The organism is Pseudarthrobacter sp. CC12 (genome assembly GCF_039907755.1).
Taxonomy (GTDB): Bacteria; Actinomycetota; Actinomycetes; order Actinomycetales; family Micrococcaceae; genus Arthrobacter; species Arthrobacter niigatensis.
The window spans coordinates 1-23204 of record NZ_JARDJH010000005.1; the positions used below are offsets into that span (position 1 = coordinate 1).

At 65.9% G+C, this 23204-nt stretch carries 24 protein-coding genes and 1 tRNA gene; 16 read left to right on the forward strand and 9 right to left on the reverse strand.

The window, feature by feature from the left end; translation table 11 throughout:
- Positions 1-183: 183 nt before the first annotated feature.
- Positions 184-1005: a LysR family substrate-binding domain-containing protein gene (locus tag PV772_RS05585; protein ID WP_347885587.1), complete on the reverse strand. Its 822-nt coding sequence runs from the start codon at positions 1003-1005 to the stop codon at positions 184-186.
- Between PV772_RS05585 and PV772_RS05590 the strand changes: the two genes are divergently transcribed.
- Entirely contained in the window at positions 968-1369 is a 402-nt protein-coding gene (locus tag PV772_RS05590) for a DUF5997 family protein (protein ID WP_141158771.1), read from the forward strand. The genes PV772_RS05585 and PV772_RS05590 overlap by 38 nt on opposite strands.
- Before the next feature lie 11 nt (positions 1370-1380).
- Here the strand turns inward: PV772_RS05590 and PV772_RS05595 are convergent, their stop codons facing one another.
- Positions 1381-1761: a VOC family protein gene (locus tag PV772_RS05595; RefSeq protein WP_141158772.1), complete on the reverse strand. Its 381-nt coding sequence runs from the start codon at positions 1759-1761 to the stop codon at positions 1381-1383.
- A 161-nt stretch (positions 1762-1922) separates the two neighbouring features.
- On the opposite strand from PV772_RS05595, the gene PV772_RS05600 reads away from it, so the two are divergent.
- Both PV772_RS05600 and PV772_RS05605 read left to right on the forward strand, forming a co-directional pair.
- Positions 1923-2549, forward strand: coding sequence for a hypothetical protein (locus PV772_RS05600; RefSeq protein WP_347885588.1), 627 nt, complete (start codon positions 1923-1925; stop codon positions 2547-2549).
- Positions 2550-2609: 60 nt separating this feature from the next.
- Positions 2610-3218, forward strand: coding sequence for a hypothetical protein (locus PV772_RS05605; protein WP_347885589.1), 609 nt, complete (start codon positions 2610-2612; stop codon positions 3216-3218).
- 26 nt (positions 3219-3244) lie between these two features.
- Here PV772_RS05605 and PV772_RS05610 read toward each other — a convergent pair whose 3' ends face one another.
- Together PV772_RS05610 and PV772_RS05615 are read right to left on the reverse strand one after the other, a co-directional pair.
- Positions 3245-3727 (reverse strand): pyridoxamine 5'-phosphate oxidase family protein, encoded by a 483-nt coding sequence (locus tag PV772_RS05610; protein WP_141158775.1) that lies wholly within the window; start codon positions 3725-3727, stop codon positions 3245-3247.
- A gap of 66 nt (positions 3728-3793) precedes the next feature.
- Positions 3794-5185 carry an NAD(P)/FAD-dependent oxidoreductase gene (locus PV772_RS05615; protein WP_347885702.1) on the reverse strand — a complete coding sequence of 464 codons (1392 nt, stop codon included), beginning with the start codon at positions 5183-5185 and terminating at the stop codon, positions 3794-3796.
- Between the two features lie 137 nt (positions 5186-5322).
- On the opposite strand from PV772_RS05615, the gene PV772_RS05620 reads away from it, so the two are divergent.
- From PV772_RS05620 to PV772_RS05635, 4 genes are all read left to right on the forward strand, one after another.
- Complete coding sequence (locus PV772_RS05620; protein WP_347885590.1) at positions 5323-6051, forward strand: TetR/AcrR family transcriptional regulator C-terminal domain-containing protein; 729 nt, start codon at positions 5323-5325, stop codon at positions 6049-6051.
- Positions 6052-6162: 111 nt separating this feature from the next.
- Complete coding sequence (locus tag PV772_RS05625) at positions 6163-7386, forward strand: MFS transporter (protein ID WP_347885591.1); 1224 nt, start codon at positions 6163-6165, stop codon at positions 7384-7386.
- Between the two features lie 93 nt (positions 7387-7479).
- Positions 7480-8607 (forward strand): mandelate racemase/muconate lactonizing enzyme family protein, encoded by a 1128-nt coding sequence (locus PV772_RS05630; protein ID WP_347885592.1) that lies wholly within the window; start codon positions 7480-7482, stop codon positions 8605-8607.
- A gap of 23 nt (positions 8608-8630) precedes the next feature.
- Positions 8631-9362, forward strand: coding sequence for a FadR/GntR family transcriptional regulator (locus PV772_RS05635; protein ID WP_347885593.1), 732 nt, complete (start codon positions 8631-8633; stop codon positions 9360-9362).
- Between the two features lie 108 nt (positions 9363-9470).
- On the opposite strand, the gene PV772_RS05640 is transcribed toward PV772_RS05635, so the two are convergent.
- A tRNA-Leu gene (locus tag PV772_RS05640) sits at positions 9471-9553 on the reverse strand.
- Between the two features lie 395 nt (positions 9554-9948).
- Between PV772_RS05640 and PV772_RS05645 the strand changes: the two genes are divergently transcribed.
- The 7 genes from PV772_RS05645 to pknB all read left to right on the forward strand — a co-directional run bounded on the left by PV772_RS05645 (position 9949) and on the right by pknB (position 19420).
- On the forward strand, positions 9949-10689 hold the full coding sequence (locus PV772_RS05645; protein WP_347885594.1) for a DUF3662 and FHA domain-containing protein: 741 nt from the start codon (positions 9949-9951) through the stop codon (positions 10687-10689).
- Complete coding sequence (locus PV772_RS05650) at positions 10686-11168, forward strand: FHA domain-containing protein (protein WP_141158780.1); 483 nt, start codon at positions 10686-10688, stop codon at positions 11166-11168. Before PV772_RS05645 ends, PV772_RS05650 begins: the two co-directional genes overlap by 4 nt.
- Before the next feature lie 2 nt (positions 11169-11170).
- A complete protein-coding gene (locus PV772_RS05655) occupies positions 11171-12862 on the forward strand; it encodes a PP2C family serine/threonine-protein phosphatase (RefSeq protein ID WP_347885595.1) in 1692 nt (563 codons plus the stop codon).
- Positions 12859-14247, forward strand: a complete 1389-nt coding sequence (locus PV772_RS05660) for an FtsW/RodA/SpoVE family cell cycle protein (protein ID WP_141158782.1) — start codon at positions 12859-12861, stop codon at positions 14245-14247. The genes PV772_RS05655 and PV772_RS05660 overlap by 4 nt, the downstream gene beginning before the upstream one ends.
- Positions 14244-15704: a penicillin-binding protein 2 gene (locus PV772_RS05665; RefSeq protein ID WP_141158783.1), complete on the forward strand. Its 1461-nt coding sequence runs from the start codon at positions 14244-14246 to the stop codon at positions 15702-15704. The genes PV772_RS05660 and PV772_RS05665 overlap by 4 nt, the downstream gene beginning before the upstream one ends.
- Complete coding sequence (locus tag PV772_RS05670; protein ID WP_347885596.1) at positions 15701-17431, forward strand: protein kinase; 1731 nt, start codon at positions 15701-15703, stop codon at positions 17429-17431. The genes PV772_RS05665 and PV772_RS05670 overlap by 4 nt, the downstream gene beginning before the upstream one ends.
- A 63-nt stretch (positions 17432-17494) precedes the next feature.
- On the forward strand, positions 17495-19420 hold the full coding sequence (gene pknB / locus PV772_RS05675; RefSeq protein ID WP_347885597.1) for a Stk1 family PASTA domain-containing Ser/Thr kinase: 1926 nt from the start codon (positions 17495-17497) through the stop codon (positions 19418-19420).
- 28 nt (positions 19421-19448) lie between these two features.
- On the opposite strand, the gene PV772_RS05680 is transcribed toward pknB, so the two are convergent.
- The 3 genes from PV772_RS05680 to PV772_RS05690 are packed head-to-tail and all read right to left on the reverse strand — an operon-like array spanning position 19449 to position 21054.
- Complete coding sequence (locus PV772_RS05680) at positions 19449-20090, reverse strand: aminodeoxychorismate/anthranilate synthase component II (RefSeq protein WP_141158786.1); 642 nt, start codon at positions 20088-20090, stop codon at positions 19449-19451.
- The gene (locus PV772_RS05685) at positions 20087-20257 is read right to left on the reverse strand and encodes a hypothetical protein (protein ID WP_347885598.1); all 171 of its coding nucleotides are present in this window, start codon (positions 20255-20257) and stop codon (positions 20087-20089) included. The genes PV772_RS05680 and PV772_RS05685 overlap by 4 nt, the downstream gene beginning before the upstream one ends.
- Positions 20258-20259: 2 nt before the next feature.
- Positions 20260-21054 carry a class E sortase gene (locus PV772_RS05690; RefSeq protein WP_141182862.1) on the reverse strand — a complete coding sequence of 265 codons (795 nt, stop codon included), beginning with the start codon at positions 21052-21054 and terminating at the stop codon, positions 20260-20262.
- Between the two features lie 173 nt (positions 21055-21227).
- On the opposite strand from PV772_RS05690, the gene PV772_RS05695 reads away from it, so the two are divergent.
- A complete protein-coding gene (locus tag PV772_RS05695; protein WP_141158788.1) occupies positions 21228-21479 on the forward strand; it encodes a cell division protein CrgA in 252 nt (83 codons plus the stop codon).
- 34 nt (positions 21480-21513) lie between these two features.
- A complete protein-coding gene (locus PV772_RS05700; RefSeq protein ID WP_347885703.1) occupies positions 21514-22125 on the forward strand; it encodes a DNA-3-methyladenine glycosylase I in 612 nt (203 codons plus the stop codon).
- Between the two features lie 205 nt (positions 22126-22330).
- On the opposite strand, the gene PV772_RS05705 is transcribed toward PV772_RS05700, so the two are convergent.
- On the reverse strand, positions 22331-22798 hold the full coding sequence (locus PV772_RS05705; RefSeq protein ID WP_141158790.1) for a carboxymuconolactone decarboxylase family protein: 468 nt from the start codon (positions 22796-22798) through the stop codon (positions 22331-22333).
- Positions 22799-23204 lie beyond the last annotated feature (406 nt).

Consider the following 23204-nt stretch of genomic DNA (forward strand, 5'->3'; position numbering starts at 1 on the left):
AAACCGAAGGCCAAAACGCCGCCACCGACGTCAAAGACCGCGCCACAGACGCCAAAGACAACATCCAAAACACCTAGTCCGCCAGCGTAAAACGGACTACAGCGAAGCCGGTTCTGCATGATGCGGGGCCGGCTTTGCCGTCGTTCGGGCCATCACCAACGGCCCGGGGGCTCTTAGGGGAGGCTAGCGCTTGCCCTTCTTGCGGGACCCCTTGCCGCGGCCCTTATCCGGGTTGGGGGCATAGCGCTGTGCCACCTTGGGCGCTTTCTTGGTGCCGGTGCCACGGCGGTCCGGCTTGGGTTCCTTCTTCACCTTCTGCGGCTGCGCGGAGGGCTGGCGGGAGCTCTGCGCGGTGCGGCCGCGGACCACGCCAATGAACTCCTCCAGCACGTCGTCCGTGGCCTCCGCAGGCCAGGCCAGGGCGATTTCGGTCCCCCCCGCCCCTGTAAGCCTGCGCGCCACCGTGTCTTTGACGTTGAAGTGCCGTGCCACTGACATCGGAAGGATCACCAGGCCGGCTCCGGAGGCCACCACCTGGAGGGCCGGATCCGGTCCGCCCAGGGTTGCAGGATCAAGGAAGGATTCCTGTGCGAGGTCGGCAAGCGCCACTTCCTCGAACACCGAGATCTCATGGCCTTTCGGGGCAACCACCACGGGCTGCTCCTCGTACAGCGGGATAACGCTGAGGCCTTCGCGCTCAATGGGAAGACGGACGAAGGCCATGTGCGCCCTGCCGTCGTCCAGCACGTCACGCTGCACGCGGTGGTCAACCATGAATGCTTCAAGGGGAATATCCGGCATCCGCTCTTCCCAGCGGCGGATCCACTTGCCCGGCGTCACCCCTGCCACGTACGCGATGCGCAACACGCGCTGGGCCGCATCCTCAGGGGTGGGCTGGCCATCGGGCGTGGGGGTATTGTCGGCGGGCACGTCTTCACAGTACCCGCCGCCCGGATACCCTTGAAGCATGACCTCTGCAAACTCCCAGTCCATGAAGCCGGCCACCGTTGCCAAGAAACTTGGCATCTACCTGCCGGCCACCCCGCAGGAGTTCCAGGATTCATCGATTACCCGCGAGGAATTTGCCGAACTCCAGGCCAACCCGCCGGAATGGCTTGCCGAACTCCGCCGCAACGGGCCGCACCCCCGCCCGGTGGTGGCGCAGAAGCTGAACGTTTCCATCAGCGGCCTGGCCCGCGGCGGCGTGGAGGAAGCGCTCACGACGGCGGAGATCACCGCGCTGCTGCAGGCGCCCCCGCAGTGGCTCGTCACCGAACGCGCCACGCACGCGGCCGTCCGCGCCGAGGCCCAGCGGGTCAAGGACGAGGCCGCGAAGAAGCAGGCCAAGAAGGACCGCGCCCAGGCCTGATTGCCAGCGCCTTAGTCCTGGTGGATTTGGACGTAGTTGCCGCAGCCGTCGTCGAACACGGCGCTGGTCCCGAATGAATCAGTGGTGGGCGGCGTCTTGAAACTCACCCCGGCGGCCATCAGCCGGTCATACTCCGCCTGGACATCGGGGACGCCGAACACGATGGCAGGAAGGCCGGCCTCGCGGACGGCGTTCATGTAACTGGCGCCAATGGGGTTGTCGCTGGGTTCCAGGAGCAGTCCCACCGAGCTGTCCCCCGCCCCCGGATCCTTGATGATGTACAGGTTGTACTCCGGCATGGCCATCAGGGTGTCGAAGCCGAGTGTGCCGGTGTAAAAGGCATGGGCGGCCGCGGGGTCCTGGACGTGGATGCTGCACATTTTGAGTCGCATGGTCCCACGGTACCGCCCATCGCCGTGACTCCCAGGCTGTGCGCCCCCCCTTTCGCAGCCATTGACGCTGTGCCCGGAAGACGGTCCAATGGAAAGACCAGCCCGGGCTTTCCGGCCGGGGCCATGGCTTAGTGGGGAATGGCGGGCGCGGGAGGTACAGGATGTCGATCTTGGCGGAGTCCCTGAACCAGGGACTGCTTCACGGTGCATGGGCGGTCCTGCTGTGCGGTCCGGTGCTGGTTGCCACCGTCGCAGCCACCGTGTTCGTTGTACGACGCCGGTCCCTGGCGCCTGCAAGCGACGCAGCGCAGGCGCCCGACCAGCTGTTTTGGGACCTTTTCCTCGGGTCCTCCGTTGCCCTTCCTGCGCTCGTGATCCCGGCCCTGGTGTCGCCATGGGCGGGATTGGTTCTGGCCGCGGCAGCGGCCGCCTCCGGCATCGCCGCATACCGGGGCAGCCCCCGGATCCTGGCGTGGCGCGCCGGCCGACGGGAACACAGGGAGCGGCTCTCCGCCCATCAAGCGGCCCGGATCCAGCATGAGGAGCTGATGCACCGGTGGCAGCGTTACGAACTGGATCCCGGCTTTAGCATCGACTATCCGGCCCTGACCGACGTGCGGCTGCCGGAAACGTCCGCACTGATCAAGGCCATGCGGACCGCGGACCAGCTGCGGACAGCCTCGCACACGGGCTACCCGGCCGCCGTCGGAAGCCTGGCCGCCTCGCTGGCAGCGGCCGAGCGGGCGGCCGGAATTCCTGCAGCCCTGCCGGCCGAGCGGGCCGGCTGACGTTAACTGCTGTGTCGAAGGGGTTGGATTGCTTCCGAGGCCCGGCGATAGCATCCCAGGATGAAGCCTGAGGAACTGCCTGCCCATGACCAGTACGGCCGGCTCCTGGAAGACCGGGGAGTCTGGCGCCAAGCCACCACGCTGGAGGCTGCCGGTGAGCTGACGGCCCGGTGGCTGGAAGGTGGAAGTTCATACCAGCCTGGACATTTCGCCGCAGTCTTTGACGCAGAGACCAAACCCATCGCCGCTGCGCTGGCGGAGCTGAACCGCAACGGGCTGTTCACCAAGGAGTCCCAGCCGGGCATCCTTGGCGATGGTGCCGCGCAGCGCCAGTACGTGACCGGATTCTGCGGCGCCCAAACCGCGCGCGGCTTGCTGGCGCTGTCCACCCGGACTGAACTGGTCACCGTTGCCCACGCCCCTGGCGAAGCAAGCAGCGCCGCCATTGCGGTGACCGTTGCGGGAACGGAGATCGCCACGGTGCTGGGCTCCAGCGAGAATCCCGTGACGGACGGGCAGATCCAGGATTGGGCCGGGGAGACCAACGATTCGCTGGCCCTCCTGCTCGCTGATTCCTGGTACGTGGAGATCCTGGATCCCGTGTGGGGACGCAATGACGTGCTGCTGCCGGCCGTCCTAAAGGCATTGAAAAGGGCGGAGCAGCAGTAGCCGCCCCGCCCCGCCCAAAGCCGGCGTTACAGCTCCACGGTGCCGCTTTCGCCAACGCTCATGCGGCTGTTCGTCACCTTGGACTTGACCCACTGCAGGACCGTTGCGGCAGTGCCGCCCGGACTGGTCCAGTACTCCGCCGAATCCGAGTCCACCCGGAGGAGGCAGACCTCGGGGGTGTCCGGACCGTCCGGGAACCATGCTTCGACAACCTGGTTCCACATCTCGTGGATCTTGGCGCGGTCGGTGACCACCTCGGCGGTCCCTGCAACGGAAACCCATTCGGTGTTCTTGCCGAAGGCGACGTTGACGCGGGGATCAGCCCGGACATGGGCAACCTGCGAGGTGCCGAGCCCGGTGAAGAACCACATGTCGCCGTCGTCCTTAACCTCCTGGACGGCCAGCGGGCGGCTGACGAGGGCGCCTTCTTCGTTGATGGTGGTGACCATACCGATCTTGGAATCGTTGATGATCTCAGTAACCTTGCTGATGCTCTGCGCGTCAGTCATGCCTCACCTCGTTCGTCGAAAGTAGGGGAAAGTCCCCGCCGCCAGCCTATTAGTAAGCATGCTTATTTACCAGCCGGCTGCCACCGGAACTTTGGCCACCTCGGCGATGCGCGCGGCCGTGATGCGGCCCATGCGGATGGCGCCGTCCACGTGCTGGTAGCCTTCCGCCGCAAGGTCCGACGAGGACCAGTAGATCGGGCCGACCGGGGCATGCTGGTCCCTGCCGTAGCGGTGGAGGCCTCCAAGGTCATAGCTGGCGGCGTAGGCGCCACGGGTCCATTCCTCGGAGCCCCAGTCGGACTCGTAATAGACGTCAGGAGTGAGGGCCTCCTCGCCCAGGTAGCCCGCAATGGATTCCAGGATGGCCTTCCTGCGGTCCTCTGCGCTCAACTCGAAAACGGCATCGGCCTTTTCATCGGACACGAAGCCCACCAGGGTGCCCCGCGGGTCATCGAAGTTCGTATTGTCGTACACCTCCTGGACCAGGGCATCCGCGCCGAAGCCGGTGCCGGAGAGTCCCTTTTCCCGCCAGAACGGAGTGCCGTAGACGGCGTGCACCTTGATGACCAGGCCCAGGGACTGGTGCTGGTGCATTTGGTGCTGCCGGCGCGGCAGCGGCGGATTGAAGGAGACGCGGGAGTAAAGGTTGGGCGGCACGGCCATGATGACGAAGCGGGCGTTGACCGTGGCACGGTCCGATTCGACGGTGGCGCGGTGGCCGCCGTCCGCATCCGGCTCCCAGTTGATGGTGCGGACCGGCGAACTGAGGACGACGTCGTCACCCAGTTCCTGCGCCTGCAACAGGGACACCTGCTGCATCCCACCAACGACGCGGCGGTCCAGGATGAAATCCTCGTCAGTCAGGTGGGTGAAGGAGCCAGCCGAAGCGGCCATCAGGACCGCCTGCAGGGCAGAGAAGGAGTGTGCCGGCTTGGTGAGCATTCCGCCGGCGATGAACAGGCCAATGTTCCTGCAGGCTTCCTCGTTGGCCGAGTTCTGGCGGAGCCAGTGATGGAAGGAGATCGTGTCCAGTTCACGCGCCTTGGGGTGGGCCCAGGGTTGCGTGGGTCCAACCTCCGCGGCGAGGCCATCCAGCAGTGCCACCAGCCGGTCCATTTCGACGGCGGTGTCCGGGTCCACGGGAAAGGTGTCACCCGTGTAGCGCACGGGTGTGCCGTCCGCGCCGATGTAGATGGATTCGCCTTCGCGGTAGCGCGGGTAGGTCTCCAGGCCCAGTTCCTGGAGCAGTTCCAGGAGGGCGGTCTGGTCCGGGGAGACCCACTGGCCGCCGATCTCGAGCATGGCTCCGTTCACGGTGTCGGTCCAGGTGCGGCCGCCCACCCTGTCGCGGGCCTCAAGCACGGCGACCGTGAGTCCGGCCTTCTTCAGTTCGCGGGCGGCGGTGAGTCCGGACGGCCCGGCTCCAACGACCACAACGTCGCGGTTCAGGTTCAGCATGATGTCCTCTCTGCGGCCCCAGGTGACGGGGACCACTAAATGAATGCCATTCATTTAGTAGGAACTATAGCCCGTGCCTGCCGGCAGGGGAAGTGCTGAATGGAATAATGCAGGGGACGACGACGGAAAGGGCAGGAATGCCGGCAGTATCAGCCGCACAGGGGCGCTCCACCAGCAATGGCGGAGCGCCGAGGAGGCGGGCAGGCCGGCCCTCGGCGGCAGTGCTGGACAAGGCGGGGATCACAACGGCCGCGCTGGAGCTGGTCGGACGCAAGGGATACGACGGACTGACCATGGCCGCCCTCGCCAGGGTGCTGGATGTGGCACCCTCCGCCCTCTACAACCACGTGGCATCCAAACAGGACGTGCTGCTGTTGGTGGAGGATCACCTGATGTCGCTGGTGGACGTCTCAGGCTTTGAGGGCGGCAGCTGGGAAGATGCCGTTCATAGCTGGGCATGGAGCTATCGGGACGTCTTCGCCGAACACACTCCGCTCATTCCGGTCATTGCAGTGCTGCCGGTAACAGACGCCCCGCAGACCCTCGCCATGTACGAGACCGTCAGCAAGGGTTTTTCGGACGCCGGATTCCCGCAGGAGCGCATCATTCCTGCCATAGTGGCGCTGGAGTCCTTTATTTTCGGCTCTGCGTACGACGTTACGGCCCCGGAGGACATCTTCGATTCCGGGTCTATGGCCGGTTCCACGCCGTACTTCACTGCCGCCGTCCAAAGCTCGTCGGGGGCGCCCCGGGAGTCCTCCAGCCACCCCGAAGCCGGCCACCGCGACCATGGCCGGCAGGCGGATACCGCCTTTCAACTGGGCTTGGACGCACTGGTCTCCGGTCTGGCCGCGCTGCGCCGCTGAGATGCACGATTTGGCGCGCCGAGGCAGGTATCAGCATTCCCTCCCTCGTGGGGCTGCACCTTCCTACTATGGCGTGGGGCGAAGGAACGTTTCGCCAAAATAGGAGAAGACGTGCGGACAGGACAAGACCAACCGGCCGGGCCCCATGCGCAGCGGGGCGTGGGATCCACTGCGCCTGCCGCCGCCACTCCGCTGCTGACGTCGTCCGCCGCGCTGTGCTGGGGCCTGCAATTCGCTCTGCTGAACCCCGTCCTCGCACTGTTGCTCGTCGGTTTGTACGACGCCGGCCCGGCCGATGTCGGATGGGTCCTCGGCGTGTACAACGCCAGTGGGTTCGTCGCGGCGCTGGGCATACCGTCGTGGGCCGACAGGAGGAAGGACTACCTCCGGCCCCTCCTGGTGTGTGGAGCCCTTACCCTGGCCCTCGCCGGAACCCTCGCCATAACCACAGCCCTCCCGGTTGCGGTGGTGGCCCTCGTCGTCCTCGGCGGTCCCGCGGGCGTCGGAGTGTCCCTCCTGTTCGCCGATATGAAGCATGCCAAGGCTGCCCCTTCCGAGGTGATCAACACGCGCGCCATCGTGTCCTTCGCCTGGGTAGCGGGGCCGCCGCTGGCCACCTTCATCATGGCCGCCCTGGGAAACCGTGCGATCCTTCCGGTGCTGGCCGTCATCGCCTTCCTCAACATGGCCACCACCGCGGGCATGATCGCCAAGCGACGCGCAGCAAAGAGTATGGATCCGGACCCGGATCCGACGCTCCACGCCACCGGGCAACCGGTCAGCCGCACGGCCGTTGTCCTCATTGTCAGCGGTTTCGTGGCACTGCAGGCGACCAACAGTGCTGCGGTATCGGTCATGAGCCTCTTCGTCACCGAACGCCTCGGGCTCCCGCTGATATGGTCAGGCATCGCGCTGGGAATCTCCGCCCTGCTGGAGATTCCTGCACTGCTGATTATCGGAAGGCTGAGCCGCCGGTCCTCAAGCCAGGCAATCCTCGCGACCGGCTGCGTTGCCGGCGTGGCCTATTACGCTGCCATGACCGTATTGACGGGACCCGTGCTGCTGATCGCCGTCCAACCGCTCAACGCTTGGTTCTTTGGAACCGTTGCAGGCATTGGACTGACCTTGTTCCAGGACCTTATCCCTGGGCCCGGGCTCGCGTCCGGTTTGTTCACCAACACCAGGCGCATCGGAGCGATTGTCTCCGGTGTGATCATCGCGGCCGGCCCGGGCCTCGGCCTTGGATACCAGGGCGTGTTCGGCATCTGCGCCGTCGCGGCTTTCGCGGCGCTCATCCTCATTGGACTGTCGCGTGGGACGGCTCCGAAGGCCTGACCTGGCCCATTCGGCACTTCTTGTAATACAAGTTATGTACTTGTATCCTTTGTTGGTGGGCGAAGGAGCCCCGCGCCGCCACTAGGAGAATCCATGAGCACTGTCGACCTGATCCGGCACGTGAAGCTGTCCACCGCCCGACTCCCCCTCGCCGTTCCCATCAGTGACGCCAAGGTCTTCACCGGCCGGCAGAAGCCCATGACTGAGGTGGTCTTCCTGTTCGCCGAGATCACCAGCGAACTGGGCCATTCAGGGATTGGCTTCAGCTATTCCAAGCGGGCCGGCGGACCGGCCCAGTATGCGCATGCCAAGGAAGTTGCCGAAGGCCTCATCGGGGAAGACCCGAATGACATCGCCAGGATCTACACCAAGCTGCTTTGGGCAGGCGCGTCCGTGGGACGCTCAGGCGTCGCCACCCAGGCCCTCGCCGCCGTCGACATCGCTTTGTACGATCTCAAAGCGAGGCGCGCCGGCCTGCCGCTGGCAAAGTTCCTCGGCTCCTACCGGGAGTCCGTGCGGACCTACAACACCTCGGGCGGTTTCCTGAACGCCGCCCTGGACGAGGTCAAAGCACGCGCCACGCAGTCCATCGAGCAAGGCATCGGCGGCATCAAAATCAAGGTGGGCCTGCCCGATTCTGCCGAGGACCTGCGCCGCGTGGCCGGCATCCGGGAACACATCGGCTGGGATGTCCCGCTGATGGTGGACGCCAACCAGCAGTGGGACCGCGCCACCGCCCTGCGCATGGGCCGCCGGCTCGAGGAGTTCAACCTCATCTGGATCGAGGAACCCCTGGACGCCTACGACTTTGAGGGCCATGCCCACCTGGCACAGGTGCTGGACACTCCCATCGCCACCGGCGAAATGCTCGCGTCCGTGGCCGAACACAAGGGCCTCATTGCCGCCAACGGCTGTGACATCATCCAGCCGGATGCCCCCCGCGTCGGCGGCATCACCCAGTTCCTCCGCCTTGCTGCCCTGGCGGATGAGCGCGGCCTGGGGCTGGCCCCGCACTTCGCCATGGAAATCCATTTGCACCTTGCTGCTGCCTATCCGCGCGAGCCGTGGGTGGAGCACTTCGACTGGTTGGATCCGCTGTTCAACGAGCGCCTCGAAACCAAGGACGGGCGCATGATCGTCCCGGACCGCCCCGGCCTCGGCGTCACCCTCAGCGGGCAGGCCCGTGCCTGGACCACTGAGAGCGTGGAATTCGGCGCCTAGCCCCCACGCCGTAACCTTGAGCCATGAGCCGGAACCTCACCGCGGACCTCGCCGCTGACCTTCGCACCCGCATCGTTGACGGCGTGATCCAGCCGGGTGGGAAGCTGCCCAGTGAAAACACCCTGATCAGTGAGTTCGGCGTTAGCCGGACGGTAGTCCGCGCAGCCCTGACGCGCCTCCAGGCCGAAGGTCTCGTGGAAACCGAACGGGGACGGGGCAGCTTCGCGCTCACGCCGCCGTCGGACGGCCCGTTGGCCGTGCCAGGCGTCCGGCCTGTGGCCACCACGGAGGACAGGCTGCACCTGCTGGCTTTCCGTATGGGTGTTGAGACCGAAGCGGCCGCCCTGGCTGCCCGGAACCGTACGGACAGGCAGCTGCGGGCGGTCGGCACGGCGCTGGAGGCCTTCACCGAAAGCGCAGGCCACCCCGCCCATGCCATGAAATCGGATTTCGAATTCCACCGGGCGGTGGCGGCAGCCTCCGGCAACCCGTATTACTCCGATTGCCTGGCTGCGCTGGGGCAAACAATGATTGCCATGCCGCGGACCCGCCTGATGACCGGCGTCGAGCATTACGCCCGGGACCATTTCGACCAGGTGGTCCTGGAGCACCGGTCCATCCTTGAGGCGATCACCGATGGCGACGAAGCTGCCGCAGCGGCAGCGATGCGCAGCCACCTGGCCAACTCACGACGCCGGTTCAAGGCTTCGGCACGCCCGTCCAGACGGCAGGACGCTTCGCCGTCGGATTCCTAGGGCTGGTTCGCGCATCCGGTCTCTATAGGGACGGATCCGCGAACCAGCCCATGATTGGCCAGGAACGCAGAAGAGCCCCGGTCCTAAGACCGGGGCTCTTCCATTGCGTGCGCGAGGGGGGATTTGAACCCCCACGCCCTTTCGGACACTGGCACCTGAAGCCAGCGCGTCTGCCGTTCCGCCACTCGCGCGCAAATTCCTCCACTCGGCCGTTTCGGTTTCCCGTTCCGTGCATCGTAAAAGCAGCGAGATCAAGCATAACGGACAGATGCCGCAAATTACCAATCGGCCGAACGCCGCCCTCCCGTAAGCCACCTGGACCGCAATTAAAACGCGTGGAAGCAGGTAATTTCCGGACGGCAACCGCACCGGGATGGCCGCCCCACAGCCGCCAAGGACAACCACCCTTCCGAACTTTTGCCGGCGCCCGGCCGTTGTTGATTAAGGTCATTCGCAGGGCTGGCCATTAGTATCGGATGTAGGAGTGGCCACTTCCGGCGGGCATCCCCGCGCAGCGGTGGACTGCCCCGCAGAGTATGGCCGGCAACAACTACTGCCCCGGAGCCGGGGGGAAAGGAGAAGCACCATGGGCCTGCTGGACAAGGTTGAACGTGGCATTGAAAAGGCCGTCCGCGGCGTCTTCTCCACCGGTTCCAAAGCCCAGGTCGAGCCGGTGGAGATCGCCAGCCGGCTCCGCCGCGAGGTGGACCACAAGGCCCTCACCGTGGCCGCCGGACGTACTTTGGTGCCCAATGTCTTCGACGTCCAGCTCAGTGACGAGGACTTCGGCAGGGCGCAGGAATGGGGCACGCCCCTGGCCGAAGAACTCTGCGACGTCGTCATCAACCACGTCCGCAGCCAGGGCTACACCCTCCAGGGTCCCGTCCGCATCTCGTTCCGCCGCGACGCGGAACTCCGGGCCGGCGACTTCGAAATCGCTTCCTCGACAGAGAAGTCCCAGGGTTCCGGCGCCGCCCAGTCCAGGCCCAACGTCCCGGCGGCTCCGAGCCGGCAGCCGGTCAGGCTCCAGCCGGTACTGGATATTGACGGGCAGCGCTACTCGCTGAACGCCCCGTCCATCGTCCTGGGCCGGTCATCCGAGGCAGACATCCTCATCGAAGACACGGGCGTTTCGCGGCGCCACCTGGAGATCCGCACGGAGAACGGAGTCACCAGCGCCGTTGACCTGGGGTCCACCAACGGCAGCTATGTCAACGGCCAAAAGGTCTCCGGAAGCACCGAACTCACTGACGGCTCCACCATCACGATGGGACGGACAAAGATCATCTTCCGCCTGCTTCCTGCCAACCAGGGTGGCCACGCATGAGCGACCTCACCATCACCGCGCTGCGGTTCGGTTTCCTGCTGCTCCTTTGGGTCCTGATCTTCAGCATCGTCTCCGCCATGCGCCGGGACCTGATGCTGGGCCGCAAGGCTGCAGCTGGCGCACCCACAGCCCGCCAGCTCCGGCGTAACCCCGAACTGGCCGAAACGCCTCCCCAGCCCGTGAAACAGCAGGCCCGGCAGCTGGTGGTGCTGGAAGGACCGCTCAAGGGCAGGACCCTCCCACTGGCAGCGAGCCCCATCCTGCTGGGACGCGCGCAGGAAGCCACCCTGGTCCTCGAGGACGATTACGCCTCCGGCCGCCATGCCAGGCTCTTCCCACAGGGAAGCCGCTGGTTCATCGAGGATCTTGGTTCCACCAACGGAACCTACCTGGGAGACCAGCAACTTACCCGTGCCCTGCCTGTCGAGCCAGGGGTACCCGTGAGGATCGGCAAGACGGTCATTGAATTGAGGCCGTAACCGTGGCCGTTCCCGAAAACCCCGCAACCGGCTCCAGTCCGGCGCAGCGGCCTCTCATCATGCGCTTCGCCGCGCGGTCGGATGTTGGCCGGATACGTGCCAAGAATGACGACTCCGCCTACGCCGGCCGGCACCTTGCCGTCGTCGCGGACGGCATGGGAGGACATGCGGGCGGCGACGTCGCCTCGGCCGCAACCGTCCTGGACATGATCCACCTGGACAGCCCGGACCATGGTGACGATGCCGGAACGGTCCTGGCGGACGAGATCCAGACCGCCAATTCCCTCCTCTCCGAGCTGGTGCACATCAACCCGAAGCTTGCGGGCATGGGTACCACCGTCACCGCCCTCCTGCTGGCCAACGGCAAGCTGCACTTCGCCCACATCGGCGATTCACGCGCTTACCGGCTCCGCGACGGTGAATTCAAGCAGGTCAGCGTGGACCACACCTTCGTCCAGCGGCTTATCGACGAAGGCCGGCTGCGGCCTGAAGAAGCCGAAACGCACCCCCACAAGAACGTCCTCATGCGCGTCCTTGGCGATGTCGACGCCAGCCCCGAACTGGACCTGGACACCCTCGATGCCCGGCCCGGGGACCGCTGGCTGTTGTGCTCCGACGGCCTGAACTACGTTGCCGCGCATGCCGTGGAGCGGACGGTCCGCGAAACCCACAACCTGCATGAATGCGCCGAAACCCTTGTTGAGTTGACCCTTGAGGCCGGTTCCCCTGACAACGTCACCGTGGTCATGGTGGACATCGTGGAGGAAACGCCCGACGACGTCAGCACGGCCGCCGTCGAAATCATCCCGCCGGTCCAGGGCAGCAAGCCCGCTGCCGCGGCAGAGGGCGTTCCCGCCGCTGCAACGGCAGCCGCCGCGGACGAGCCCAAGGAAACCCACGCCTCCAAACCCGGGGATGCCACTCCCGGCTCCGGGCCAGCCAAGGAACCGCAAGATGGCAACGCCGCCAACGCCCCTCAGGCCGAGTCCGGCAGCACCGACCCCCATCTTGGTGAACACCTCTCTGCCGAGGTCCTGCGGGAGGAACTCGCCTCCCGCCCCCACGAGCTGGTGGGAGCCGCCGCTGCTGCCGCGGAGTCCGGCTCCATCCCCACGGTGGCAGGCCGGACCGTGGCCCGCCGGGCCGCCACGCTCCTCACCCACAAGGCGGAACCGGCGGACGGAGAGGACGCGCTGCCGGCGCTGCGTCCACGCCGCTGGCTGACCTGGTCCATCGCGGCCGCCGTACTGGTTGTGGTGGCAGTCGGCCTCTGGCTCGGCTACGCCTGGACCCAGACCCGGTACTACGTGGGCGAGTTCGATTCCCGCGTGGCCATCTACAACGGCGTGTCCCAGCGGCTGGGTCCCATCCAGCTGTCCTCCCTTGAAGCGGTGACGGACATCCGGATGGATTCCCTTCCACCCTTCTCGCAGCAGCGGGTCCGCCAGACGGTCCCTGCCAATGACCTGTACGACGCACAGCGCATCGTCAAGAACCTGGAGCTGACCGGGACCACGTCCCCCGAGGAGGAATGCCCCAAGGTGTCCGCTTCCCCGACACCGGCCCCGGGCAGCGCTCCTCCGGCCACCGCGGCAGCCCCGCCGCCGGCAACCGATGCGTCCGCGCCTGCCCCTGCACCGCCGGCCCCGTCCCCCTCACCCACTCCGACCATCACCTGCGAGGCGGCCAAATGAGCCAGGTAAGCACCATGCCCAAGCCTCGCCGCAACGTCGAACTGGCGTTGCTGCTGGTGGCCCTCGCCGTCGGCATCGGCGCCAACATGATGGTAGGCGTGGACCAGGAAAAGGCCTTCGACTCCGACTTCTGGTTCCAGTCGAGCCTCCTGGCAGTGGCCGCGCTCGTTTTCCACGGCGTCCTGCGTTTCCGGGCGAAATATGCCGATCCAGTAATACTCCCGATTGTGATCGCACTGAACGGCTTGGGCCTGGCGATGATCCACCGCCTGGACGCTCCCGGCGAGGACACGGGGAACAACCAGCTCCGGTGGACCCTCATTGCCATGGCCGTGGCCATCGCCGTGGTGTTCTTCCTCAAGGACCACCGCATCCTCCGGCGGTTCACCTTCATTTCGCTGGCGGCTTCGGCTCTTTTGCTGATCCTGCCGCTTGTCCCGGGAATCAGCGCCGGGGAAATCCTAGGCGCCCGGGTGTGGATCCGGTTCGGCTCGATGACGTTCCAGCCGGGCGAGGTCGCCAAGATTACGTTGGCTATATTCTTTGCCGGGTATCTTTCGTCCAACCGTGACCTGATCCTGCTGGCGGGCCGCAAGATCGGCCCCATGCAGTTCCCGCGGTTCAAGGACATGGGGCCCATGGTCACGGCCTGGCTGGTCAGTATCGGTGTGCTGGTGTTCCAGCGCGACCTGGGCTCGTCCTTGCTGTTCTTCGGCCTGTTCATCGTGATGATCTACGTGGCCACCAGCCGGATCAGCTGGGTGGTGATCGGACTGGCGCTGATCCTGGGCGGCGGCTTCGTGGCGGCACAGGTCTTTTCCCATGTGCAGCAGCGCGTCTACGGCTGGCTCAACGCCTTCTCCCCCGATGTCTATGAGAACGGCAGCCGGCAAGTCATCGAGGGCCTGTTCGGCATGGCCAACGGCGGGCTGGTGGGTACCGGCCTGGGCCAGGGCCGTCCGGACCTGGTCCCGTTCGCCAACAGCGACATGATCATCGCCTCGCTGGGCGAGGAGCTGGGACTGATCGGGCTGTTCGCCATCGTGCTGCTCTACCTGCTGTTCGTCACGCGCGGTTTCCGGGCAGCCCTGGGCACCCGCGACGCGTTCGGAAAGCTGCTCGCCTGCGGCCTGTCCCTCGCCGTGGCCCTCCAGTGCTTCGTGGTGATCGGCGGCGTCACGCGCCTCATTCCCCTGACCGGGCTTACCACCCCGTTCCTGGCGGCCGGCGGGTCGTCCCTCCTGGCCAACTGGATCATCGTGGGGCTGCTCCTGTTGATTTCCCACGCTGCCCGCGGGCCGGTGGATACAACTCCGCTCCCACCCGCCGGGGCGGCGGCGGCAAACGGCATTGACACTCCAACCGAGGCGGTGAAGCAGGCATGAACCAGGCAATTCGACACTCATGGGTAGCGGCAGTTGCCATGTTTGCGCTGCTCTTCGGCGCCATCAGTTATGTGCAGGTGGTGGGCGCCGACGACCTCAAGACCAATCCGCTGAACCAGCGCGCCATCCTTCAGAACTACTGCAACGACCGCGGTGCCATCATCGTGGGCGGCACTCCCGTGGCTGAGTCGGCGGAAACCGGTTCGGAGACGTGCAAATTCCAGCGGACCTATCCGCAGCCGGAACTCTACGCCGGCATCACCGGCTACTTCTCGAAGAATTACGGAGCCACGGGCCTCGAGCAGACCATGGGCGCCGAGCTGGCAGGGAACTCCGACCAGCTCTTCCTTGACCGGGTGGGCCAGCTCTTCCTGGGAAACCAGCCCAAGGGCGCGTCGGTGGAACTCACCATCGATCCGCAGATCCAGCAGCTTGCCTACAGCCTGATCCCTGACGGCCAGCGCGGTTCGATCGTGGTCACCAACCCCAAGACCGGTGCCATCCTGGCGATGGCGTCCAAGCCTTCCTACAACCCGAACCTGGTGGCCACGCAGGATGCAGCCGCGGAACGGGCCAACATCAACGAGTTGGTCAAGGTCCCTGGCATCAACCTGAACCAGAACGTCAGTGGTCCCACCGGCGAACTCCTCGCCCCGGGTTCGGTTTTCAAGCTCGTGGATACGGCCGCGGCCTTGGCGTCGGGGAAGTACAACAAGGACAGCGTCCTGCCGAACCCTGCCGAGATGCCCTTTGACGGCATCCAGTACAAGCTGCCCAACTACGCCGGGGGCAACTGCTACACCAGGGACACCGCCAGCTTCGCCTTCGCCCTGCAGCAGTCCTGCAACACGCCGTTCGCCAGCATCGCCCTGGACCTTGGCCGCGACGCCATCGCCGCCCAGGCAAAGAAGTTCGGGTTCGGCGAAGACGTGGGAGGCCTGCTGAAGCTGGGGCATGCAGCGGGAAACGGGTTCCCTGACAACCTGGACAAGCCCGGGCTCGCCCAGTCCGCCATCGGCCAGAAGGATGTCCGGGTCACGCCGCTGCAGGTCAATATGATGACGAACGCCATCGCCAACGGCGGCGCCCAGATGGCGCCAAGCCTCGTCAAGACCCTCCGGTCCCCGGACCTGCGCGTCATTGACGAGCCGCAGCCCTCGCAGCTCAGGACGTCCACCACCCCGGAAATCGCCAAGCAGATCACCGAATGGATGACCAGCGTGGTGACTGACGGGATTGCCAAGGGCGCCGCCGTCCCGGGCGTCCAGGTCGCAGGCAAGACCGGCACCGCCGAACTCGGAAACGGAACCAACAATTCGTGGTTTACCGGGTTCGCCCCTGCTGACAACCCGAAGGTCAGCGTCACGATCGTCATGGAAGGCGTAGACATCTACGCGGGAGCAAAGCTGACCAGTCCCAACGCGAAGAAGATTTTTGAGGCGGTGTTGAATAAGTGAGGCCTACAACGGGAATCACCCTCGGCGGCAGATTCCAGCTGACCACGCGGATTGCGATCGGTGGCATGGGGGAAGTGTGGAAGGCCAAAGACCTCGTCCTGGGCCGCATCGTCGCCATTAAGGTGCTGAAGGAGGAGTACACCGGTGACCCCGGCTTCCTCCAGCGGTTCCGCGCTGAGGCACGCCACACCGCGCTGCTGAACCACGTCGGCATTGCCAACGTCTTCGACTACGGCGAAGAGGAGGGCTCGGCCTACCTGGTCATGGAGCTGGTCCCGGGCCAGCCGCTGAGCAGCATCATTGAACACGAACAGGTGCTTTCGCCGGACCGTACGTTGTCGATCATCGCGCAGACCGCCCGCGCCCTGGCCGTCGCGCACGCCCAGGGCCTGGTCCACCGCGACGTCAAGCCCGGCAACCTCCTGATCACCCCCGACGGGAGGGTCAAGGTCACCGACTTCGGCATCGCCCGCCTCGCCGACCAGGTGCCGCTCACCCAGACCGGGCAGGTCATGGGAACCGCCCAGTACCTGGCGCCCGAGCAGGCAACGGGACAGACCGCCACCGGTTCCTCGGACATCTACTCCCTCGGCGTCATAGGCTACGAGTGCCTCAGCGGCCACCGCCCGTTCTCGGGTGAATCCCAGATCGCCATTGCCCTGGCCCAGGTGAACGACGCCCCGCCGCCGCTTCCTGAAAGCCTGCCCGCGCCGGTCCGGGCGCTCCTGATGTCCATGCTGGCCAAGGACCCCAAGGACCGGCCGGCGAACGCCATCAAGCTCGCCGAAGCAGCGGAGGCCATCCGCAACGGCGACGTCGGTGCCGCCCGCGCCGCGGTGCCCGGCATGCTGCTTTTCGACGCTGCGACGGGACCCATCACGGCTCCTGTTGACACCGCCACCGCCCCCACCGGCGTGATTGGCACGCAGCGGGATTCTGCGCCCACCGCCACGTCGGCACTGCCGGTGATGGGTGCGGGCGCAGCAGGTGCGGCCGCAGCCATGGCTGCCGGCGCCCACGGTGCATCCGCGGATGGCGGGGAGCGGGCGCAGGGCCCGCTGGCCCGCGCCAATGCCTTGGCTGCCGAGCGGAACTGGGACCAGGAGGAGGAAACGTACGACGACGGGCCCTCCGACGAGCCCCGGCGCAAGGGCCGCAGCCCCTGGACCTGGCCTCTGGTCGCCTTGATCCTGTTGCTGCTCTTCGCCCTGGTGGGCTTCCTCCTGAACCAGGCAGGACTCTTCTCGCCGGCCGGGAACCCCAGCTCCAGCACCACTGCCAGCAGCGCACCGCCGTCGTCCGCGACCCCCACGCGGACCACCCAGTCGGCTACACCGACGCCGACGCGCAACACTCCAACACCAACCCCCACCACGCAGCCCACCCAGGCCACCGTCAACGTCATTCCGGCGGCGTACCTCGGCAAGGACTACCGGCAGGTCCAGGCTGCGCTTGCAGGCATGGGGCTGCAGGTGACCGTCGTTCCGCAGGAGAGCAGCACGGAGACCCCCGGAACGGTGCTGGAACTCAACCCCACCGGAACGGTGCCCAAGGGTTCGCTGATCACCGTCGTCTACGCGACCGCTCCCAGCCCTGCGCCCACCACCGCAGCACCGACCCCTGCCCCCACGTCGTCCGCGCCCGTGGCTGGACCGACGCCCATCTCGCCCCTGGCAACCTGCGCGGCCGGCCAAACGCCCGGGACGCCCCCTACCTGCGCACCCTGATCTCGGGACCAGCCAGTGAATGAGTCGCCACGTACACCGTTGCACCGGGAGGACAGCCTTCCGGTGGACAACCGGCGTGTCCTGAACGGTCGCTACGAACTGGGTAACCTCATTGGCCGGGGCGGCATGGCGGATGTCTACAAGGGCACGGACACCCGCCTGGGCAGGACTGTTGCCGTCAAGCTGCTGCGGCCGGACATGGCCCGGGATCCGCAGTTCCAGGCACGCTTCAAGCGTGAAGCGCAAGCGGTGGCCGCCCTGAACCACCCGTCCATCGTCGCCATCTTTGATACCGGCGAGCATGTGGTCAATGACGGTTCCGCCGAGGACGTACGGGTGCCGTACATCGTCATGGAATACGTTGATGGCAGGACCCTGCGTGAATTGATCCGCGCCAACGAGGTCAGCATCAGCCAGGCCATCGACTACTGCCTGGGCGTCCTGGCAGCCCTTGAGTACAGCCACAAGGCCGGCATCGTGCACCGGGACATCAAACCCGCCAACGTGATGTACTGCCCGGGCAGCGACTCAGTTAAGGTGATGGACTTCGGCATTGCCCGCGCCATCGCCGATTCCTCCGCCACCATGACCCAGACCCAGGCTGTGGTGGGAACCGCCCAGTACCTCTCGCCGGAACAGGCCCGGGGCGAGACGGTGGATGCCCGCAGCGACCTCTATTCCGCTGCGTGCCTGCTCTACGAAATGCTCACCTCGCGGCCGCCGTTCATCGGGGACAGCCCGGTTTCCGTGGCTTACCAGCATGTCCGCGAAATCCCGGAACCGGCCAGCAGCCTCAATCCGGATGTGTCCCCGGCGCTGGATACCGTCCTCGCCAAGGCCCTGCAAAAGAACCGGGCCGACAGGTTCCAGGACGCGGCGGCCTTCCGGCGTGCCTTGCGCGCGGCCAAAGCCGGTGTTCCCCTGCCGGCCGTGGCGGCGTCAGAGGCGCCCACCGATCCCAATGACCACGTTCCGCAGGCGCCGCCACCCACCGAGGCGTTCGCCGCCACAGGGGCAAGCTTCCTGGACGATGCCCCCACCGGGCGGCTGGCTGCCACCAACCTGTACCATGACGACGGCGGAGCGGCGGCTCCGCTGGAACTGGCCGACGAGCACGGGGCGGACGCGTATGGGGCTGGCGCGCTCCCGCTGGGCCTCGCTACGGAACATGAGCAAAGCACACGGCAGAAGTCCCGGCGTCGTGCCTGGATCGCCACCCTGGTGATCTTCACCCTCCTGATCCTCGCCGGCGGCGGACTATGGCTGTACCAAACGGTCAACCGGCCCGCTCCTGCGCCGCCCAAGGTGTCCATCCCGGCGGTGGCGTCCATGACGGAAACCGCCGCACTGCAGGAGCTGTACAACGCCGGCCTGCGGCCGCGGATCGCACGGTCCGCAAACGACACAGTGCCCAAGGGAACCGCGATCGGGACGGACCCCGCGGCGGGCGGTTCGCTGGATCCTGGAGCTGAGGTCATCCTCAACGTTTCGGACGGCCCCAGTTCGGTGAAGATCCCTGACAGCCTCCCCGGCAAGACCGAGGCAGCGGCGCGGGACATCCTCCGCCAGGTGGGGCTGGTGGGCGCCCCCTCGACCACCACCGCCAACAGCGCCACGGTTCCGGCAGGAATCGTCATCACCTCCAACCCGGCCCCCGGGCAAAGCGTCGGTGTCGGCACCAGCGTGGAGCTGATCGTGTCCACCGGAAAGGTAGTGGTCCCGGAACTCCGGGGCCTGATGCGTGACGAAGCCGAGGCAGCACTGAAGGAGCTCGGCCTGGTGCCGTCGGTGGTTGAGGTGGAAAACTCCCAGGTGGAGCCCGGCAAGGTCACGGACCAAAGCGACCCCGCCAACGCTGCCGTACCGCAGGGGAAGACCATCACTGTCGTGGTGGCCAAGGCACCGCCGCCACCGCCGCCACCGCCCGCGCCAACGGAAACCGCCACCCCCACGCCAACACCGACGCCCAAACCCACCAAGAAGGGCTGACTCGTCCTGGCCGGTCCGGCAGCTCCGGCTACTGCTGGATCAGCGGGCTCAGTTTCGCTGCCCGGGCAGCGGCGCCCTTCATGCCCAGCGATTCGAGCCAGTTGCCGAGCATCTGGTACCCGCCCTCGGTGAGGACCGATTCCGGATGGAACTGTACCCCGCACAGTGGCGCTGTCCGGTGCTGCAGCCCCATGACCACCCCGGACGCGGTCTGCGCCGTGATTTCCAGGACGTCGGGGATGGATTCCCGGACCGCGGCCAGCGAGTGGTAGCGGGTGGCCGTGACGGGGGAGGGGAGCCCGGCAAAGACGCTGGTGCCGATGTGCTCCACCTTGGACGTTTTGCCGTGCATGAGTTCAGGGGCATGGGTCACCTTGCCGCCGAAAGCCTCCGCCAGCGCCTGGTGGCCCAGGCACACGCCGAACATGGGAACGCTGTTTTCACCGCACCACTTGATCAGCTCGATGCAGACTCCCGCCTCGGCGGGATTTCCGGGCCCGGGGGAAATGAGGACGCCGTCACGGGTGCTGGCCAGTTCGATGGCCTCGGCGAGCGTGACGTCGTCGTTGCGGACCACCGTGGTCTCGGCGCCGAGTTCCTGGAGGTAGCCCACCAGGGTGTAGACGAAGCTGTCGTAGTTATCCACTACAAGGATCTTGGTTGTGGTCATGGCTGGTCTGCGGAACCAATCGTTGAGTCGGTGAACGGGGTGAAATGGGACATCCAGGGGAACAGGAACTGGACCATCAGGACCAGGGCAAGGAATATCAGTGCCAGCGAGATGAAGATCCTGAGCCACAGCGGCCCGGGGAGGTGGCGGAAGATCCAGGCGTACACGGTCAGCTCCTTCCGGTGGCTGCTGCCACCTGGGCCGCGATCTCGGCCGGTGGTCCTGCCGCCAGGGGGCGCCAGCTGTCCAGCAGGGCGTAGGCGATGATGCGTTCTTCCGCTCCGAAGCGGGGGTTGCAGCTGGTCATGGTGAGGTAGCTTTCAGTCGGCGCGGCACCCGGCTGGGTGGGAACCGGTTCCAGGACATCGGTGCGGGACGGCATCACGATCTGGTTGTTCCGGAAGACGTAGACGTAGAAACCGTCTTTGGTCTGGACGTAGATCTTGTCACCCGGGACCAGTGTGTGGATGTTGTCCAGCACGGCTCCATGTGTTTGGCGGTGGCCGGCCACCGCGAAGTTGCCGACGGCGCCAGGCATGGCGGTGTTGCTGTAGTGGCCCAGGCCCAGGGTGTCCAGGACGTCCTGGCTTGTCCCCTGGACGATCGGACGGGTGTAGGTGGGACCGAACCTGGGGATGTACATAATGCCGATGGTGCCGGCGTGGCCGGGAGCCGTGCCCACCACGGGCTTTCCAAAGTCCTCCCCGGCGGCAGGAGGCGACGCCGGTGCTGAGGCCGAGGGAGCGGGGGCTGCGGTGCCCAGGTCCTGGGCGAATTCCTTGATGACCTGGCTCTGTTTGGCATCGGACTCAACATTGGTCCACCACAACTGCCACGCCACAAAGAGCAGGAGGATGACGCCAACGGTGATCAACAGTTCACCGAGCACCGAGATAATGCCGGGCAGGAGGGCTCGACGGGATGCGGGCGCGGTGGCGGTCCCCGCCTTCTCCTGCAATACCACGCGTTCTCCTCCGGGCGTTTACCCTGGGCACCGGCTGCCCATCAACTGCGGCTAGAATTGGCTGCTAGTAAGAATCCAGATTTGACCAAGATCGCGCAGACCGCTGGCAATTTCCTTCTTGCAGGATACCAAGCCCGGGCCGCCGAGCTTGCCCAGTCCGCCAAGGAGAGCCAGTGCCCGAGTCAAAGCCTCGCAGGAAGACCGCCAGCACCGCCCAGCCGGCATCACCGCAGGCCTACAAGCCCAACCCCGTATGGTTCAAGCCGGTCATGTTCGGCCTCATGATCATCGGTCTCTTCTGGATCATCACGTTCTACATCAGCGAGGGACGGTTCCCGGTCCAGGCCTGGCAGTCCTGGAACATCGTTGCCGGCTTCGGCATCGCCATCGTCGGGTTCCTGATGACCACCCGCTGGCGTTCCTAGCCGCTGCTGCGGAACTGTTCCAAGGAGGACTCCACTGGCTCCGGATTCCACCGGCGTGATCGTTGGCGAGGATGGCCTGGCGCGGCCTGCCTGGGCTGCCACGGATCCGCTGATGCGCGACTATTACGACCAGGAATGGGGGCTGCCCGTTACTGACGAGCAGGGCCTCTACGAGCGGATTTGCCTTGAGGGTTTCCAGGCGGGTCTTTCCTGGGCCACCATCCTGCGAAAGCGGCCGGCCTTCCGCGCGGCCTTCGCCGGCTTTGATCCGGATGCCGTGGCGCTTTTTGGCGCCCCGGAGGTGGAGCGGCTGATGCAGGACCCCGGCATCATCCGGAACAGGCTGAAGATCCTGGCGGCGGTGAAGAACGCCCAAGCAACCCAGGAGCTCAGGAACGACGGCGGACTGGTGGACTTCGTGTGGAGCTTCCGTCCGGCCAGCACGCCCAAGCCACAGGCAATAACCGATATTCCCACCCAATCAGAAGAGTCGGTGGCCCTGTCCAAGGCGCTTCGAAAGCGCGGATTCTCCTTCGTAGGCCCCACCACCATGTTCGCCCTGATGGAAGCCGTCGGCATGGTGGACACGCACCTCCTGCAAAGCCACCGCCGGGGATCTTCCGGCGTGTGGCCCATTGAGGCCTAAAGGCACTGGCACAGGCTGTTTTCCCCAGCTGTTGGGAAGGTTATCCACAATGGGGAAAACCTCCCCCTTCGATCGAAACTGATTCCGCTGCACCGCCCTGCAGGTCCTTTTCCGGGAAACCTGCCGGCCAGATGTGGTTATTAACAGTGTGGAATACCTGTGGAAAAGTGCAGGGCCCGAGTGGAGGGACGCCCGCTGGCCGGAACTATGGGCGGTCCCGCCGCACCGGGTGGTGGCTGGTGATGGACACCCGGTTGAAGGCATTCATGGTCACGGCAAGCCAACTCACGGCCGAAAACTCCGCGGCGCTGAGCCGCTCCCGCGCATAAGCCTCCGCGTGCTCCCGTGACCGTTCGTCCGGGAGTTCTGTAATGCTTTCCACCAGGGCCAGGGCGGCGCGCTCCTGGTCGGTGAAGAGTGCCGTTTCACGCCATGCGGGGAGGACCGCGAGACGCTGCGGGGTTTCACCGGCCTCGGCGGCCTTCCGAACATGGAGGTCCAGGCAATACGCGCAGCCGTTGAGCTGGGAAATGCGCACATTCAGGAGTTCCACCAGGCCCCGGCCCAGTCCGGCCTCTTCTGCTGCTTCCTGGACCTTCAGTCCCAACCCGCTGATGGCTCTCCAGAGGGCCGGGTGCTGTTTGTCCAGGTACAGGTGTTCGGTGGCGCTCACGGGAGTCCTTGTCGGTTGAACGGCTTGGCAGGCCACCATCATAGGCTGGCGGCCGTCCGGCACTGGGGACGGTTGTCCACTTACCAACAACGCGATACCCACAAGTTATCCACAGATGTGGGAAACTTCGTGGACACTAGGCTCTCCTGGGGACTCCAGCCTTACTCCGGCGGGCTCGATCCCGGCCCAAACAACAGTGCTGTCACTTATTAACAGTGTGGATACAGCTGTCGATAACGTCCCGCACAGGATGTGCACCGCCTCCTGCCGGCCACCTTCCCGCCGGTTTATCCACAGGAGTGCCCGAAAGTGGCGGCTTATCCACTTACACACAGCAATATCCCCACAGGTTATCCACAGATGTGGAGAAAGGGTGCCCGGTACGCCTCGTAATGGACGAGGATCG

Excerpts from the sequence above, each read along its gene's own strand:
- PV772_RS05590 (WP_141158771.1), top strand. The coding sequence starts at position 968 with ATGACCTCTGCAAACTCCCAGTCCATGAAGCCGGCCACCGTTGCCAAG.
- PV772_RS05595 (WP_141158772.1), bottom strand. The coding sequence starts at position 1,761 with ATGCGACTCAAAATGTGCAGCATCCACGTCCAGGACCCCGCGGCCGCC.
- PV772_RS05600 (WP_347885588.1), top strand. The coding sequence starts at position 1,923 with ATGTCGATCTTGGCGGAGTCCCTGAACCAGGGACTGCTTCACGGTGCA.
- PV772_RS05605 (WP_347885589.1), top strand. The coding sequence starts at position 2,610 with ATGAAGCCTGAGGAACTGCCTGCCCATGACCAGTACGGCCGGCTCCTG.
- PV772_RS05610 (WP_141158775.1), bottom strand. The coding sequence starts at position 3,727 with ATGACTGACGCGCAGAGCATCAGCAAGGTTACTGAGATCATCAACGAT.
- PV772_RS05615 (WP_347885702.1), bottom strand. The coding sequence starts at position 5,185 with ATGCTGAACCTGAACCGCGACGTTGTGGTCGTTGGAGCCGGGCCGTCC.
- PV772_RS05620 (WP_347885590.1), top strand. The coding sequence starts at position 5,323 with ATGCCGGCAGTATCAGCCGCACAGGGGCGCTCCACCAGCAATGGCGGA.
- PV772_RS05630 (WP_347885592.1), top strand. The coding sequence starts at position 7,480 with ATGAGCACTGTCGACCTGATCCGGCACGTGAAGCTGTCCACCGCCCGA.
- PV772_RS05635 (WP_347885593.1), top strand. The coding sequence starts at position 8,631 with ATGAGCCGGAACCTCACCGCGGACCTCGCCGCTGACCTTCGCACCCGC.
- PV772_RS05645 (WP_347885594.1), top strand. The coding sequence starts at position 9,949 with ATGGGCCTGCTGGACAAGGTTGAACGTGGCATTGAAAAGGCCGTCCGC.
- PV772_RS05650 (WP_141158780.1), top strand. The coding sequence starts at position 10,686 with ATGAGCGACCTCACCATCACCGCGCTGCGGTTCGGTTTCCTGCTGCTC.
- PV772_RS05660 (WP_141158782.1), top strand. The coding sequence starts at position 12,859 with ATGAGCCAGGTAAGCACCATGCCCAAGCCTCGCCGCAACGTCGAACTG.
- PV772_RS05665 (WP_141158783.1), top strand. The coding sequence starts at position 14,244 with ATGAACCAGGCAATTCGACACTCATGGGTAGCGGCAGTTGCCATGTTT.
- PV772_RS05680 (WP_141158786.1), bottom strand. The coding sequence starts at position 20,090 with ATGACCACAACCAAGATCCTTGTAGTGGATAACTACGACAGCTTCGTC.